Raw genomic sequence first — 14,775 nt, forward strand, 5'->3', positions numbered from 1 at the left:
ACGAGTCCGAACGAGGAAGGACACCCACCATGGCACACACCACCACCAGCCGGCGGGCGCGTAAGCCCCTCCTGCGCGCACAGGCCGTCCTGGCCGCCGTCGCGGCCACCGCTCTGCTCAGCGCCTGCGGCGGAGTCGAGGTCCGGGACGGCGGAGACGGCGCCACCAAGGAGGCGAGCGGTCAGTTGAAGCTGGCCGTCGTGCCGAAGGCCGTCGGAGCCGACTACTGGAACACGGTGAAGGCGGGCGCCGAGTGCGCCGCGCAACGCGCGGGGGACGTGACCGTCCAGTGGGACGGGGTGACCGCCGAGACCGACGTCGAGGGTCAGGTCAACCTGATCCAGAACTTCGTCACCAAGAAGGTCGACGGCATCGTCTACGCGGCGACCGACTCCAGCGCCCTGGCACCCGCCACCGACCAGGCGCTCGCCGCCAAGATCCCGGTCGCGATGATCGACTCTGGTACCAGCCCGCAGCCGTCGGGGGTGCCCCTCTTCGCCACCGACAACCGCGCGTCGGCCACCGAGGCGGCGAAGCTGCTCGCCAAGGAGCTGGGTCCGGGCAACCACGACGTGGCCCTGGTGGAGTTCCAGCCCGGATCACAGACCAACACCGAGCGGGTCGACGGCTTCAAGGCCGGCCTGGCCCAGTTCCCCAACCTGAAGCTGGTCGGCCAGCAGCCCAGCCGCAGTGACGTCAACGAGGCACGGCGGGTCACCGAGAACATCCTCACCGCCAACCCCAACCTCAAGGGCATCTTCGCGGCCAACGAGCCGAGCGTGCTCGGTGCCGCGCAGGCCATCAAGGCGGCCGGCAAGTCGGGCAAGGTGGTCATCATCGGTTGGGACGCCGCCCCGGACGAGGTGGCCGGGCTGCGCAGCGGCCAGATCTCCGCGCTGGTGGTGCAGAACCCGTTCAAGATGGGCTACTTCGGCGTCGACAAGATGGTCAAGCACCTGCGGGACAAGGCCCCGCTGGCATCGGCCGACACCGGCGTCACCTTCGTCACCAAGGAGAACATCGACTCGGCGGAGATCAAGGCGGTGCTCGAGCCCAGCTGCGCCAACCCTCCGGTGCAGTGATGGCCACCACTCCAACGGCCAGCGCCGACGTCGACGAGTCGCCGTCCGCCGGGGAACCACCGGTCCTGGAAGCCCGTGGCATCGTCAAGCGGTTCGGGCACGTCGAGGCGTTGCGCGGTGCCGACTTCACCGTTCGCCGGGGCGAGGTCGTCGCGCTGATCGGTGACAACGGCGCCGGCAAGAGCACCCTGATCAAGACGCTCTCCGGTGTGCACCCGCCGGACGAGGGCGAGATCCTGGTGGGTGGTCGGCCGGTGCGGTTCGCGACTCCGGTCGACGCCCGGCGGGCGGGGGTGGAGACCGTCTACCAGGATCTCGCCGTCGCCGACGACCTCAGTGTGGCCGCCAACCTGTATCTCGGGCGGGAGATCCTGCGCTCCGGGCCGCTCGGTCGGCTGGGGCTGTTGGACAAGCGCGCCATGCGGCAGGGCGCCGCGGCGGCCCTCGACGAGCTGGGTGTGCGGATTCCTCGGGTCACCACCCCGATCGCGATGCTCTCCGGTGGGCAACGGCAGTGTGTCGCGGTGGCCCGTGCCATCATCTGGGCGACAAACGTGGTCATCCTCGACGAGCCCACCGCGGCGCTCGGCGTCGTGCAGACCGGGCGGGTGCTCGACGTCGTCCGGCGGGCCCGCGACGCCGGCATGTCGGTGGTGCTGGTGAGCCACAACATGCCGCAGGTGCTCGAGATCGCCGACCGGGTCGAGGTGCTGCGCCTCGGCCGGCGGGCGGCCCAACTGCGCGCGGACGAGGTCAGCACCGACGACCTGGTCGCGGCGATGACCGGAAGCGCCGGCACGGATCGGGACGGGCGGTGACCGCCGTCGTCTACCGGGGCGCGCGCGATCTCGCCGTGGTGGACCGCGCCCCCGAGCCGCCCGGCCCCGGGCAGCTGCGCATCGCGGTGGCGTACACCGGGATCTGCGGCACGGACCTGCACATCTTCCACGGTGACATGGACGCCCGGGTGGGCGCGTCGGCGGTCATCGGCCACGAGATGTCCGGTCGGATCGCCGCCGTCGGTGCGGGGGTGAGCGGCTGGACGGTCGGTCAACCGGTCACTGTCATGCCGACCCGTCGGTGTGGGCGGTGTGCCGCGTGCCGGGGCGGCAACTCGCACATCTGCCATGCCATGGACTTCCTCGGCATCGACTCACCCGGCGCCATGCAGTCGTCCTGGACCGTGCCGGCGGACCTGGTCCTGGCGCTCCCCGACGACCTGCCGCTGGACCATGCCGCGCTCGTCGAGCCGGTGGCGGTCGCCGTGCACGACGTACGGCGCGGGCGGGTGGCCGCGGGCGAGCAGGTGGTGGTCGTGGGCGGCGGCCCGGTGGGCGTGTTGGTCTCCGTGGTGGCCAGGGCGGCCGGCGCCCGGGTGCTGCTGGTGGAGCCCGACGCGTTCCGCCGGTCGGTCGCGCAGCGCATCGGGATCGAGGCCCACGACCCGGGGACGACCGACGTGGTGGCGCTGGTGGAGGAACGGACCGGCGGCGCGGGTGCCGACGTGGCGTTCGAGGTGTCCGGCTCCGCGGCCGGCGTCGGCACGGCGGTCGACGTGCTGACCACCCGTGGCCGACTGGTGATGGTGGCCATCCACCCGCAACCGCGTCCGGTCAACCTGCACCGGTTCTTCTGGCGCGAGCTGGAGCTGTTGGGCGCGCGGCTGTACCAGCGCGGGGACGTCACCGAGGCGATCCGGCTGGTCGCCGCGGGGGTGGTCCCGGCCGAAGAGTTGATCTCCCGGGTGCTGCCGGTGGCGGGTGTCACCGACGCCTTCACCGCCCTGGAGGGCGGCGGCGGTGTGATGAAGGTGTTGTTGGACTGGCGGGAGGGTGCCGGATGAGCGGCCTGTTCGACCTCACCGGACGGACGGCGATGGTGACCGGCGCGCGCCTGGCCGAGCAGGTCAGCGCGGCGGGACCGGTGGACATCCTGCGGCTCGGCCGATGACGGGCCGGCACGGTCATCACCAGGCCACAGTGGACGCCGTCCGGTCGTCGCCGCGGCTCGGCCCACTGGGCTTCGGTGCCTCGCAGGGCGGCAATCTGCACCGGGCGACGTCGGACGCGGCGTTCGTCGCCGCGGTGGACACCGCCTGGGCCGGCGGCATCCGCTACTTCGACACCGCGCCGCACTACGGGCTGGGCCTGTCCGAGCGACGTCTGGGTGCCGCCCTACGCTCCCGCCCGCGTGCCGAGTACGTGGTGTCGACGAAGGTCGGCCGGCTGCTGGTGCCGTCGCCGCAGACGGCATACCTGCGGGATCCGGAGGGGTTCGACGTTCCCGCCGACCACCGACGGGTTTGGGACTTCAGCCGGGACGGCGTCCGCCGTTCGTTGGAGGCGAGCCTTCGGCGCACCGGACTGGACCGGATCGACGTGGTGTATCTGCATGATCCCGACGAGCATTGGGAGCAGGCCGTACGCGAGGCGGTGCCGGCGTTGGTCCAGCTGCGGGAGCAGGGTGTGATCGGCGCCGTGGGTGCGGGCATGAACCAGTCCGCGATGCTGGCCCGCTTCGTGGCGGAGACCGACGTGGACGTGGTGATGTGCGCCGGCCGGTACACCCTGCTGGAGCAGGGCGCGTTGACCGACCTGCTGCCGATCGCGCAGGCCCGGAACGTCGGGGTGGTGATCGCCGGGGTCTACAACTCCGGGCTGCTGGCCCGGGACACGCCGCCGAGCGACGCGACCTACAACTATCAGCAGGCGCCGACAGAGGTGATTGATCAGGCCCGGCGGATAGCGCGGGTCTGTCAGACGTACGGCGTCACGCTGCCCCAGGCGGCGTTGGCGTTCGTCCGCCGCCACCCGGCCGTGGTCTCGACGGTGGTCGGCATGCGGGACGAGGCTCAGGTGTTGGAGACGCTGGGCCGATCCGACGTCGACGTCCCGGATCAGCTCTGGGCGGCGTTGTACGACGAAGGGCTGCTCGACGTGCAGCCGTGACGGTTGGCGGTCACGACTGCACGGTCTCGATGCTCGCGTCAGCGTCGTCGGGCAACCCGTGCAACGACTCCTCCACGCCGATCAGGTGGTTGGCCATCCGGGTGCGGGCCCGCTCCGGGTCGCGCGCCACCAGGGCCTTCAGGATCGCCACGTGCTCGTCATGGGTACGCCGATCCGCGCCCTCCTCGTGCAGGCTTCGCCAGAGCCGGCCGCGGATGGTGCGCCCGGCGAACGCCTCGATCAGGCCGACCAGCACCGGATTGTCGGCGTGCACGGCGATGATCCGGTGGAAGGCGATGTCGATTTCCATGATCCGCTCGTGGTCCTGCGGCGACTGGCCGACCATCCGGGCCGCCTCGTCGAGCAGGTCCGCCGCCTGGGCCAGGGCCTCGTCGGTGATCCTGGTCGCCGCCAGCCGGGCGGCCTCGCACTCCAGCAGTCGCCGAACGGTGTGGATGTGCCGAGGGTCGCCCTGCCCCTGGAAGTCCACCACGAAGCCCATCGGGGCCAGCAGTTGCGGTGCGTCGAGGTTGGTGACGTAGGTGCCGTCACCCTGGCGGATGTTGACGATGCCGAGGATCGACAGGGCCGACATCCCCTCCCGCAGCGAGCCCCGCGAGACGCCGAGCGACTCGGCGAGGTCCTTCTCGATGGGCAGCCGGTCGCCGGGCCGGAACTTTCCTTCCAGGATCATCCGCTTGATGCCGTTGACCACTTCGTCGGTGCGAGACATGACTCCCCTAGCGGCCGGCGGATGTGGCCGTCCCACCCGCGATCACGTACGGCTCCGGAGATGACACGGTAGTCGGGTCTGCCGCCGCCCAGTAGTGGCCGTCGGGAAACCGGTAGAGCGCGATGGACTCCTGGCGCATCCGGGTGGAGTAGCCGGGCTGGCTGGGCAGGACGTAGCCGCTGCCCGAGCCGGTGTCCCGGATGACGCACGGATCGGTGAAGTGCTCGTGCAGGTGGTCGACGAACTCGGTGACCCGGTCGGTGAGGTCCCCCGAGATCGCGACGTAGTCGAGCACCGACACGTGCTGGACCATTTCGCACAGCCCGACGCCGCCGGCGTGCGGGCACACCGGCACGTCGAACTTCGCGGCGAGCAGCAGCACGGCGACGATCTCGTTGATGCTGGCCAGCCGGCCGGTGTCCAGCTGGCAGAAGTCGATGGCCTCGGCCTGGAAGAGCTGCTTGAACATCACCCGGTTGTGGCAGTGTTCGCCGGTGGCGACGCCGATCGGAGCGACGGCGCGGCGGACGGCCGCGTGGCCCAGGATGTCGTCCGGGCTGGTCGGCTCCTCGATCCACAGTGGTGTGAACCGGGCCAGGGCGGTGACCCACTCGATGGCCTGACCGACGTCCCAGACCTGGTTGGCGTCGATCATCAGGTTGCGGTCCGGGCCCAGGATCTCCCGGGCGATGGCGCATCGGCGGATGTCGTCGTCGAGGTTGGCGCCCACCTTGAGCTTGACGTAGCCGTAGCCGGAGTCCACCGCCTCCTGGCACAGCCGACGCAGCTTGTCGTCGCCGTAGCCGAGCCAGCCGGCCGAGGTGGTGTAGGCGGGGTAGCCGGTCCGGCCCAGCTCGGCGACCCGGTCGGCCTTCGTGCTCTCCTTGGCCCGCAGGATGGCCAGTGCCTCGTCCCGGGTGAGGGCGTCGGACAGGTAGCGCAGGTCGGCGATGTCGACGAGTTGCTCGGGGGACATGTCGACGAGCAGCCGCCACAGCGGTTTGTCGGCGAGTCGGGCGACCAGGTCCCACGAGGCGTTCAGCACGGCGGCGAGCGACAGGTGCACGACGCCCTTCTCGGGCCCGAGCCAGCGCAGCTGGGAGTCGGAGGTGAGCAGGCGGTAGACCGCCCCCATGTCGGCGGCCATGGTCGCCACGTCCAGACCCACCAGGAGCTGTGCCTGGTGGACGGCCGCCGCGGCGACGATGTCGTTGCCGCGACCGATGGTGAAGGTCAGGCCGTGGCCGGCGAGCGGTACGCCGGCGGTGTCCACGCCGTCGGTGTGCAGGACGACATAGGCCGCCGAGTAGTCGCCGTCCTTGTTCATGGCGTCGGACCCGTCGGCGGTCAGCGAGGTGGGGAAGCGGACGTCCTCGACGGTGACGGCAGTGATCTGCGGCATGCGCTCCTCGCCCTGCTCAGCTAAAGATCAGATGATCATTGGGAGTATACGGAGGGCCGCTCCGGCACGTCAACGACGTCGATCACCCCTCGGGGATAGACATCCAATGTTTAGCGTCAGGTGTTGACGTGCCGGCGGTGCAGGCCTCGCGTTCTGTGTGTCAGGTGACGGCCGGCGGCCGCGGCGGCCGGGGCGGTTCGCCGGCACGCTCTGCGGCCGCCTCGCTCGCCGGGAAATTGGCTGCTGGGAGGCTATTTCCGTGCGAAGTGGAGCCGCGCTGACACGCCACTGGCGGGTGGGTCACCGACTGTGGAGTCGGCCATCGACCGCCTGGACCGTCGGCACAGAGGGCAGAAGAAGGGTCCCGAAGATTAGATGTTCTTCTGCCCGGGCCGCATCGACGGCGGATTATGAGGAGTGTTTGTTGTGACCGATGACGGAATACATCGAATCTTTCTCGGGTGTCGATACCTTTCGGTAGTTCCGACCGCCGGTGGCCCGATCCCGCCGGGCCGCCGTCGGGTGACCGTCCTCACCGTTCGGCCGTCGACACGCCCACGGCCGACATGTGGGGTGTGACAACGGCTGCGTCCCTATATATGGTGTCGAGCGCAGCTGGTTCGGCCGCTCATCCGATGCGGTCGAGGCAAGAGGGAACCCGGTGGAAATCCGGGACTGTCCCGCAGCGGTGAGTGGGAACGACAGCCGTCATCAGCACTGGGCCACCAATCGGCCTGGGAAGCGACGGCCAGTAGGAGACCGGTGAGCCGGTCGCGCCCGCGAGTCCGAAGACCTGCCAGCGCGTCGCGTACCCGAACCCGGGTGCCCGGCGGTCCGAGGCCGCGTGGGACGGCTGACGCCATGACCCACGCCCGGCCGGCGTGGCGTCGGTGTCTGTCTCCTCGCGTCCGAGGGCCAACAGGTCTCGAACTCCGAGGAGTGAGTGGTGACAGTCACCGAGGTGGTCCCGCCCAGCGGCGACGCGGCCCTGCGGCGGACCCCGATGCGGGTCCGCAAGCGCGACGGCGGCACCGAACCCGTGGACGTGAACAAGATCGTCCGGGCGGTCGAGCGGTGGGCCGACGACCTGGCCGACGTCGACCCGCTGCGGGTGGCCACCCGCACCATCAGCGGTCTCTACGACGGCGCGACGACGGCCGAGCTGGACCGGCTCTCCATCCAGACCGCGGCCGAGATGATCGGGGAGGAACCGCAGTACTCCCGGCTCGCCGCCCGGCTGCTGGCCGGCTACGTCGACAAGGAGGTGCGTCGGCAGGGGATCACCTCGTTCAGCGCGGCGATCCGGCTCGGCCACGCCGAGGGCCTGATCGGCGACGACACCGCCGGGTTCGTCGCCGCGCACGCCACGATGCTCGACGACGCCATCGACCCGGACGCCGACCGGAGGTTCGAGTACTTCGGCCTGCGCACGGTGTACGACAGGTACCTGCTGCGCCACCCCACCAGCCGGCTCGTGCTGGAGACCCCGCAGTACTGGCTGCTCCGGGTGGCCTGCGGGCTGTCCCGCACGCCGGACGAGGCGGTCGACTTCTATCGGCTGATGTCCAGCCTGGCCTACCTGCCCAGCTCGCCGACGCTGTTCAACTCCGGGACCCGGCACACCCAGATGTCCTCCTGCTACCTGGTCGACTCCCCGCGCGACGAGTTGGACTCGATCTACGCGCGGTACGCCCAGGTCGCCAACCTGTCCAAGTTCGCCGGTGGCATCGGCATCGCGTACTCCCGGGTCCGGTCCCGGGGCGCGCTGATCCGCGGCACCAACGGGCAGTCCAACGGGATCGTGCCGTGGCTGCGCACGCTGGACGCGAGCGTCGCCGCGGTCAACCAGGGCGGCCGGCGCAAGGGCGCGGCCTGCGTCTACCTGGAGCCGTGGCACCCGGACATCGAGGAGTTCCTGCAACTGCGGGACAACACCGGCGAGGACGCCCGGCGCACCCACAACCTGAACCTGGCCAACTGGATCCCGGACGAGTTCATGCGTCGGGTCGAGGCCGACGAGTTGTGGTCGCTGTTCGACCCGCACGAGGTGCCCGAGCTGCCGGACCTGTGGGGGGAGCGGTTCGAGGCGGCGTACCGGGAGGCCGAGGCGCGGGGTCGTTACGTGCGGCAGGTCCCGGCGCGGGAGCTGTACGGCAAGATGATGCGCACCCTCGCCCAGACCGGCAACGGGTGGATGACCTTCAAGGACGCCGCCAACCGGCTCTGCAACCAGACCGCCGAGCCGGGCAACGTGGTGCACCTGTCCAACCTCTGCACCGAGATCATCGAGGTCTCCAGCGACGCCGAGACCGCCGTGTGCAACCTGGGCTCGGTGAACCTCGCCGCCCACCTCACCGACGGTGGCATCGACTGGGAGCGGTTGCGGACCACGGTGCGCACCGCGGTGACCTTCCTCGACCGGGTCATCGACATCAACTACTACCCGACCGAGCAGGCGGCGGCGAGCAACCCCCGCTGGCGGCCGGTCGGGCTCGGGCTGATGGGTCTCCAGGACGTGTTCTTCGCGCTGCGGCTGCCGTTCGACTCGCCGGCCGCGCGGGAGCTGTCCACCCGGATCAGCGAGGAGCTGTACCTGACCGCGCTGGAGACCTCCGCCGACCTGGCGCGCCAGGTCGGCGCGCACCCGGCGTACCCGCAGACCCGGGCCGCGCGGGGCCAGCTGCAACCCGACCTGTGGGGTGTCGAGGGTACCCAGACCGCCCGGTGGGACGCGCTACGGGAACTGGTCGAGGCGCACGGGCTGCGCAACTCGCTGCTGGTGGCGGTCGCGCCGACCGCGACCATCGCCTCGATCGCCGGCTGCTACGAGTGCATCGAGCCGCAGGTGTCCAACCTGTTCAAGCGAGAGACCCTGTCCGGGGAGTTCCTCCAGGTCAACACCGCTCTGGTGCGCGAGCTGAAGGCCCGCGGTCTGTGGACCGAGCGGATCCGCTCGGCGATCAGGCGGGCCGAGGGGTCGGTGCAGGACATCGCGGAGCTGCCGGCCGGCGTACGAGAGTTGTTCCGGACCGCGTGGGAGCTGCCGCAGCGGGCGCTGATCGACCTGGCCGCCGCCCGCGCCCCGTTCATCGACCAGTCCCAGTCACTGAACCTGTTCCTGGCCGCGCCGACCATCGGCAAGCTCTCCTCGATGTACCTGTACGCCTGGAAGGCCGGGCTGAAGACCACCTACTACCTGCGCTCGCGCCCCGCCACCCGGATCCAGCAGGCCACCGTCGCGGTCGTCGCGCCGTCGGCGGCCGACGCGGAGGCGCTGGCCTGCTCGCTGGAGAACCCCGAGTCGTGCGAGGCCTGCCAGTGACCACCACCGACAGCACCACCGACCCGAGGACCACGCACATGCTGCTCGACCCGGGGATGGACCTCACCCTCCGCCCGATGCGCTACCCGCACTTCTTCGACCGCTTCCGCGACGCCATCCGCAACACCTGGACGGTCGAGGAGGTCGACCTGCACGCCGACCTCGCCGATCTGGACAAGCTGTCGCCGGCCGAGCGGCACCTGGTCAGCCGCCTGGTGGCGTTCTTCGCCACCGGCGACACGATCGTCGCCAACAACCTGGTGCTCAACCTCTACCAGCACGTGAACAGCCCCGAGGGTCGGCTCTACCTGTCCCGGCAGCTGTTCGAGGAGGCCGTGCACGTCCAGTTCTATCTGAACCTGCTCGACACGTACGTGCCGGACGAGGCCGAGCGGTTCGCCGCCTTCGCCGCCATCGAGAACATCCCGTCGATCCGCCGCAAGGCGGAGTTCTGCTTCCGCTGGATCGACTCGTTGCACGACCTGCGGGAGCTGCGGACCCGGGCGGACCGGCGGACGTTCCTGCTCAACCTGATCTGCTTCGCCGCCTGCATCGAGGGGTTGTTCTTCTACGGCGCGTTCGCGTACGTCTACTTCCTGCGCTCGCGTGGCCTGCTGCACGGCCTGGCGTCCGGCACCAACTGGGTGTTCCGCGACGAGTCGATGCACATGGCGTTCGCGTTCGACGTCGTCGACACCGTCCGGGCCGAGGAGCCGGACCTGTTCGACGACGACCTGGCCGACCAGGTTCGCCGGATGCTCACCGAGGCGGTCGAGTGTGAGGTGCAGTTCGCCGAGGACCTGGTGGGCCAGGGGGTGCCCGGTCTGACGTTGGCGGACATGCGGGAGTATCTCCAGCACGTCGCCGACCGCCGCCTCGCCCAGCTCGGCATCGCGCCGCACTACGGGTCGAGCAACCCGTTCGCCTTCATGGAGTTGCAGGACGTGCAGGAGCTGTCCAACTTCTTCGAGCGACGGGTGTCGGCGTACCAGGTCGGGGTAACCGGCTCGGTGGCCTTCGACGACGACTTCTAGGCGGCCTGCCCGGAGGCCGGGCGTCGCTTGGTCAACCAGCGCATCAGGTGCAGGGGGTGCGACGCCGGCTCCGGGATCGGGTGGAAGACGTGTTCCACCTCGCCGTCGTTGATGATCAGGGTCAGCCGCTCGTAGAGCGTCAGGTCACCGACGGTGCGAGTCGGCAGGCGCAGGGCACCGGCCAGGGTAAGCCTCGGGTCGGGTATCAGCGGGTAGGGCAGTCGCAGTCGATGCGCGAGTTCCCGCTGGTACCCGGTCGACTGCGCGGACAGGCCGTACACCCGGGCGGCGCCGGCCGCGCGGAGTTCCGCGTGGTGGTCGCGGAACCAGGCGGCCTGCTCGGTGCTGCCCCGGGCACCGTGGATCTCCAGCAGCCCGTTGGGCAGGTCGACGCCCGGTCGGCCGGTCAGTGGGTACACGAAGATGACACTGCGTCCGGGGCCCAGCGCCGCGAGGTCCACCAGGCGGCCGTCGGTACCGTAGAAGGACAGCGCGGGCAGGCTGGTGCCGACCAACGTGGCGGGGTCGACGCCGACCACGTGCGCGCCGGGGACGACCTGCGTCGCGGCCGCGTCGAGGCGGGCGTCCAGCGCGTCCCGCTGGGCGGTCAACCTGCCGATCCGTTCCTGCAGGTTGGTGATGGTGCTGCGGTAGGTCGCCACCGCCGCGGCGCACACGTCGGCGTCCTCGGCACCGCCGGCGATCGACTCGACGAACGGGCGGGTCTCCTCGACGGTGAGGCCGAGCGCCATCAGCTCGCGGATCTGTGTCACCAGCCGCACGGCGACCGCGTCGTACTCCCGGTAGCCGTTGCCCAGTCGCCGGGGCACCACCAACCCGGCCGACTCGTAGTACCGCAGTGCCCGGACCGTCGTTCCGGTCCGTCGTGCCAGCTCACCCACCCGCATCCCGCGACCCTAAACCCGCACCCCGGGGTACGGGTCAACGTGTTCATCGTCGCGGTGGCAGGGTCGCCTGTTTGTGCCAGTCTGCTTTCGAAAAAGCAGTCTGACCAGGGAGTGTGGGATGACGGCAATCAGCCGGGTGCGTGGTCGGCAGATCCTCGACAGCAGGGGCAACCCGACGGTGGAGGCGGACGTGCGGCTCAGCGACGGTTCGGTCGGCCGGGCGGCGGTGCCGTCCGGCGCGTCGACGGGGGCGAACGAGGCGGTCGAGTTGCGCGACGGGGACCGCACGCGCTTTCACGGTAAGGGGGTCACCAGGGCGGTCGCCGCGGTCAACGGGGAGATCGCCGACGCGGTGACCGGGCTCGACGCGGAAGACCAGGCGCTCATCGACCAGACGATGATCGACCTCGACGGTGCGAAGGACAAGGGCCGGCTGGGCGCCAACGCGATCCTGGCGGTGTCGCTGGCGGCGGCGAAGGCGGCGGCGCTGGCGCACCGGCAGCCGCTCTACCGCTACGTCGGTGGCGTCGGCGCGCGCCGGCTGCCGGTGCCGATGATGAATATCATCAACGGCGGCGCGCACGCCGACAACCCGCTCGACTTCCAGGAGTTCATGATCGCGCCGGTCGGAGCGTCGACCTTCGCCGAGGCGGTCCGGATCGGCGCGGAGGTCTTCCACACCCTGCGGGCGTCTCTCGCCGCCGCCGGGCACAGCACCAACGTCGGCGACGAGGGCGGCTTCGCGCCGACCTTCACCGACGCCGACGAGGCGCTGCGCTTCGTGCTGCGTGCTGTCGAGGACGCCGGCTACCAGCCCGGCGCCGACGTGCTGATCTGTCTCGACCCCGCCAGCTCGGAGTTCTTCCGGGCGGGCGGCTACGACTACGTCGGGGAGGGCCGCCGGCGCACCGTCGACGAGCACATCGACTACCTCCTGGACCTGGTCGCCCGGTACCCGATCAGCTCGATCGAGGACCCGATGGCCGAGGACGACATCGTCGGCTGGAAGCGGCTGACGGCGGCGGCGGGGGAGCGGGTGCAGCTGGTCGGGGACGACGTCTTCTGCACCGACGTCGACCGGCTCCGCGACGGCATCGAAGGCGGTTACGCGAACGCGATCCTGGTCAAGGTCAACCAGATCGGCACGCTCACCGAGACGCTGGCGACGGTGGACGCCGCCCATCGGGCGGGCTACCGGGTGGTGATGTCGCACCGGTCCGGGGAGACCGAGGACACCAGCATCGCCGACCTGGCCGTGGGCGTCGGCTGCGGACAGATCAAGACCGGCTCGCTGTCGCGCTCGGACCGCACGGCGAAGTACAACCAGCTCATCCGCATCGAGGAGGAGCTGGGTGACCGCGCGATCTACGCTGGGCGGCGCTGATGGCGGACCTCACCGTGCGGCCGATGACCGACGCCGACGCCGACCGGGTGCTGGCCATCTACCAGGCCGGCCTGGACACCGGTGACGCCAGTTTCGAGGTCACCGCGCCGACCTGGGCGGTATTCGACGCCGCGCGGCTGGACGCGCACCGGTTCGTGGCCGTGGACCCGGGTGGAACGGTCCTTGGCTGGGTCGCCGTCTCGCCGACCTCGACCCGCGCGGTCTACGCCGGGGTGGTGGAGCACTCGATCTACGTTGACCCGGCCGCCCAGGGCCGTGGCGTCGCCCGGCTGCTGCTGGACGCGTTGATCACCTCTACCGAGGCCGCCGGCGTCTGGACGATCCAGTCCGGGGTCTTCCCGGAGAACACCGCCAGCCTGGCACTGCACCAGCGGGCCGGGTTCCGCGTCATCGGCGTCCGCGAGCGGGTCGGCCGGCACCACGGCCGTTGGCGCGACGTCGTCCTGCTGGAACGGCGCAGCCCCGCCATCACGTGACGAGTAAGGCCCAACCCTGGCTGGGGCTGTGGGCGCAGCCGACGGCCGGAGGTGACCGTCGGTTACCTCCATGGGGGCGGATGCGGTGTTGAGCGGTATACCTCAGAGTCATATTCATACCTCTGAGGTATCCCGCTCAGCAGCACATCGACCTGGCGGCCAGCAAAGCGCGCGCTGGCGGGCCGGTACCGTCACCGTCGGCTCGCGCAGGCCACACAGGTACGTGCCGACGGGCGGGCGGCGAGCCGCTCGGCGGGAATGGGGCGCGAGCAGCGTTCGCACCTGCCGTAGCTGCCGTCGTCAACCCGTCGCAGCGCGGCGTCCAACTCGGCGAGGCGTCGGCGGGCGGCGTCCAGGACGGCGCTGAGCTGCGCGCGTTCGAAGGCGATCGTGCTGCCCTCGGGGTCGTGCTCGTCGTCGGCGTTGGATGACCGGGACGCCTCGAAGAGGCTGCGCAGATCGCCCTCCAGGGCGGCGGCCTGCGCCTCGGTCTGCTCGCGCAGCCGTTGTAGTTCCTGGCGGGGATCGCTGTTCATGACCGATCCACGGTATCGCTACATGAAGTTGCGGGTGTGCAGGGCCGAGAGCGCGACGGCCTCGTCGGGCCGGAAGCCCAGCCGGACCAGTCGGCGCTGGCGACCCTGGTCCATCGCGTGCCGCAGAGCCTGCACCCGATCGAAGCCGGCGGACACCTGGTCCGGATGCCAGCCACCCGCGGCGAGCACCACCAGCGCGTCGAAGACGTCCTCGTTCAGGCCGGCGGTGTCGAGCAGCGCGTCGTGGCGACGGTGGATGGCCGCCCGCAGTCGATCCCGCAGTGCCGGGTCCACCTGCGCCTGGTGCTCCAGGTGTGCCATGCCGAACACCACGTGCCGGCGCTCGTCCTGCCCGGCGAGCCAGCAGATCCGGCGGGTCACCGGGTCCGGGGCGAACTGGTGCAGGAACGAGAGCAGGTCGACGAAGCAGCCCTCGCCGAGCACGGAGAGCAGGAATGACGCCAGGGCGAAATCGGACTCCGCGACGAGTGTGTAGAGCGACTGCCGGCCGCCGGCCGACGACGTGCCCAACTCCGCGCCCCGCAGCAGCGCCCGCCGGCTGAACACCTCCATGTGCCGAGCCTCGTCGGCCATCTGCACGGCGAGCAGCTGCACCACCTCCCGGAAGTGCGGGTGGATGCGCCCGACGAACCGGGCCGGCACCAGGAGGGCGGCCTGCTCGTTCTCCACCAGGTAGGTCATCACCTGCACCACCGCGGCCTCGACGTCGGCCGGCAGCACGAACGGGTCGTCCCACGGCACCGCGGTCTGTGGATCCCACTGTCGCGCCGCCGCCTGCGCGTACAGGTGGGGTGCGAGGTCGGCCCAGACCAGGTCACGGTCGTCCAGGTCGAACCGGCCGTCGGGGCCGCCGACTCCAGCAGCGCCCCCGGCGCCGAGGCCCACGCGCCGGCGGGCGGCTGCTCAGC

13 protein-coding genes and 1 riboswitch are annotated in these 14,775 nt (G+C 70.7%); of the genes, 8 read left to right on the forward strand and 5 right to left on the reverse strand.

Annotation, left to right across the window (positions count from 1 at the left end; genetic code table 11):
* Positions 1–29: 29 nt before the first annotated feature.
* From JM949_RS05490 to JM949_RS05505, 4 genes are all read left to right on the forward strand, one after another.
* Positions 30–1,082, forward strand: coding sequence for an ABC transporter substrate-binding protein (locus tag JM949_RS05490; RefSeq protein WP_203147350.1), 1,053 nt, complete (start codon positions 30–32; stop codon positions 1,080–1,082).
* Positions 1,082–1,900 (forward strand): ATP-binding cassette domain-containing protein, encoded by an 819-nt coding sequence (locus tag JM949_RS05495; RefSeq protein ID WP_238432633.1) that lies wholly within the window; start codon positions 1,082–1,084, stop codon positions 1,898–1,900. The genes JM949_RS05490 and JM949_RS05495 overlap by 1 nt, the downstream gene beginning before the upstream one ends.
* A complete protein-coding gene (locus JM949_RS05500; RefSeq protein WP_203147351.1) occupies positions 1,897–2,925 on the forward strand; it encodes a zinc-dependent alcohol dehydrogenase in 1,029 nt (342 codons plus the stop codon). The genes JM949_RS05495 and JM949_RS05500 overlap by 4 nt, the downstream gene beginning before the upstream one ends.
* Positions 2,926–3,028: 103 nt before the next feature.
* Positions 3,029–4,030 (forward strand): aldo/keto reductase, encoded by a 1,002-nt coding sequence (locus JM949_RS05505; protein WP_203147352.1) that lies wholly within the window; start codon positions 3,029–3,031, stop codon positions 4,028–4,030.
* Between the two features lie 10 nt (positions 4,031–4,040).
* Here the strand turns inward: JM949_RS05505 and JM949_RS05510 are convergent, their stop codons facing one another.
* Positions 4,041–4,763 (reverse strand): FadR/GntR family transcriptional regulator, encoded by a 723-nt coding sequence (locus JM949_RS05510; protein WP_203147353.1) that lies wholly within the window; start codon positions 4,761–4,763, stop codon positions 4,041–4,043.
* Positions 4,764–4,770: 7 nt separating this feature from the next.
* The gene (locus tag JM949_RS05515) at positions 4,771–6,165 is read right to left on the reverse strand and encodes an enolase C-terminal domain-like protein (protein ID WP_203147354.1); all 1,395 of its coding nucleotides are present in this window, start codon (positions 6,163–6,165) and stop codon (positions 4,771–4,773) included.
* A gap of 599 nt (positions 6,166–6,764) precedes the next feature.
* Positions 6,765–6,980: riboswitch (cobalamin riboswitch) on the forward strand.
* 188 nt (positions 6,981–7,168) lie between these two features.
* On the opposite strand from JM949_RS05515, the gene JM949_RS05520 reads away from it, so the two are divergent.
* Both JM949_RS05520 and JM949_RS05525 read left to right on the forward strand, forming a co-directional pair.
* On the forward strand, positions 7,169–9,487 hold the full coding sequence (locus tag JM949_RS05520) for a ribonucleoside-diphosphate reductase subunit alpha (RefSeq protein WP_238432642.1): 2,319 nt from the start codon (positions 7,169–7,171) through the stop codon (positions 9,485–9,487).
* Between the two features lie 38 nt (positions 9,488–9,525).
* Complete coding sequence (locus JM949_RS05525) at positions 9,526–10,521, forward strand: ribonucleotide-diphosphate reductase subunit beta (protein ID WP_203147362.1); 996 nt, start codon at positions 9,526–9,528, stop codon at positions 10,519–10,521.
* Here JM949_RS05525 and JM949_RS05530 read toward each other — a convergent pair.
* Positions 10,518–11,429, reverse strand: coding sequence for a MerR family transcriptional regulator (locus JM949_RS05530; protein ID WP_203147356.1), 912 nt, complete (start codon positions 11,427–11,429; stop codon positions 10,518–10,520). The genes JM949_RS05525 and JM949_RS05530 overlap by 4 nt on opposite strands.
* A 118-nt stretch (positions 11,430–11,547) precedes the next feature.
* Here JM949_RS05530 and eno point away from each other — a divergent pair, with 118 nt between their 5' ends.
* Positions 11,548–12,813, forward strand: coding sequence for a phosphopyruvate hydratase (gene eno / locus JM949_RS05535; protein WP_203147357.1), 1,266 nt, complete (start codon positions 11,548–11,550; stop codon positions 12,811–12,813).
* Positions 12,813–13,310, forward strand: a complete 498-nt coding sequence (locus JM949_RS05540; RefSeq protein ID WP_203147358.1) for a GNAT family N-acetyltransferase — start codon at positions 12,813–12,815, stop codon at positions 13,308–13,310. The genes eno and JM949_RS05540 overlap by 1 nt, the downstream gene beginning before the upstream one ends.
* 191 nt (positions 13,311–13,501) lie before the next feature.
* Here the strand turns inward: JM949_RS05540 and JM949_RS05545 are convergent, their stop codons facing one another.
* Complete coding sequence (locus tag JM949_RS05545; protein WP_203147359.1) at positions 13,502–13,846, reverse strand: TraR/DksA family transcriptional regulator; 345 nt, start codon at positions 13,844–13,846, stop codon at positions 13,502–13,504.
* A gap of 18 nt (positions 13,847–13,864) precedes the next feature.
* Positions 13,865–14,752, reverse strand: a complete 888-nt coding sequence (locus JM949_RS05550) for a ferritin-like domain-containing protein (RefSeq protein WP_203147360.1) — start codon at positions 14,750–14,752, stop codon at positions 13,865–13,867.
* Positions 14,753–14,775: the final 23 nt, after the last annotated feature.

The sequence above is a fragment of the Micromonospora tarensis genome, assembly GCF_016803395.1.
Lineage (GTDB): Bacteria > Actinomycetota > Actinomycetes > Mycobacteriales > Micromonosporaceae > Micromonospora > Micromonospora tarensis.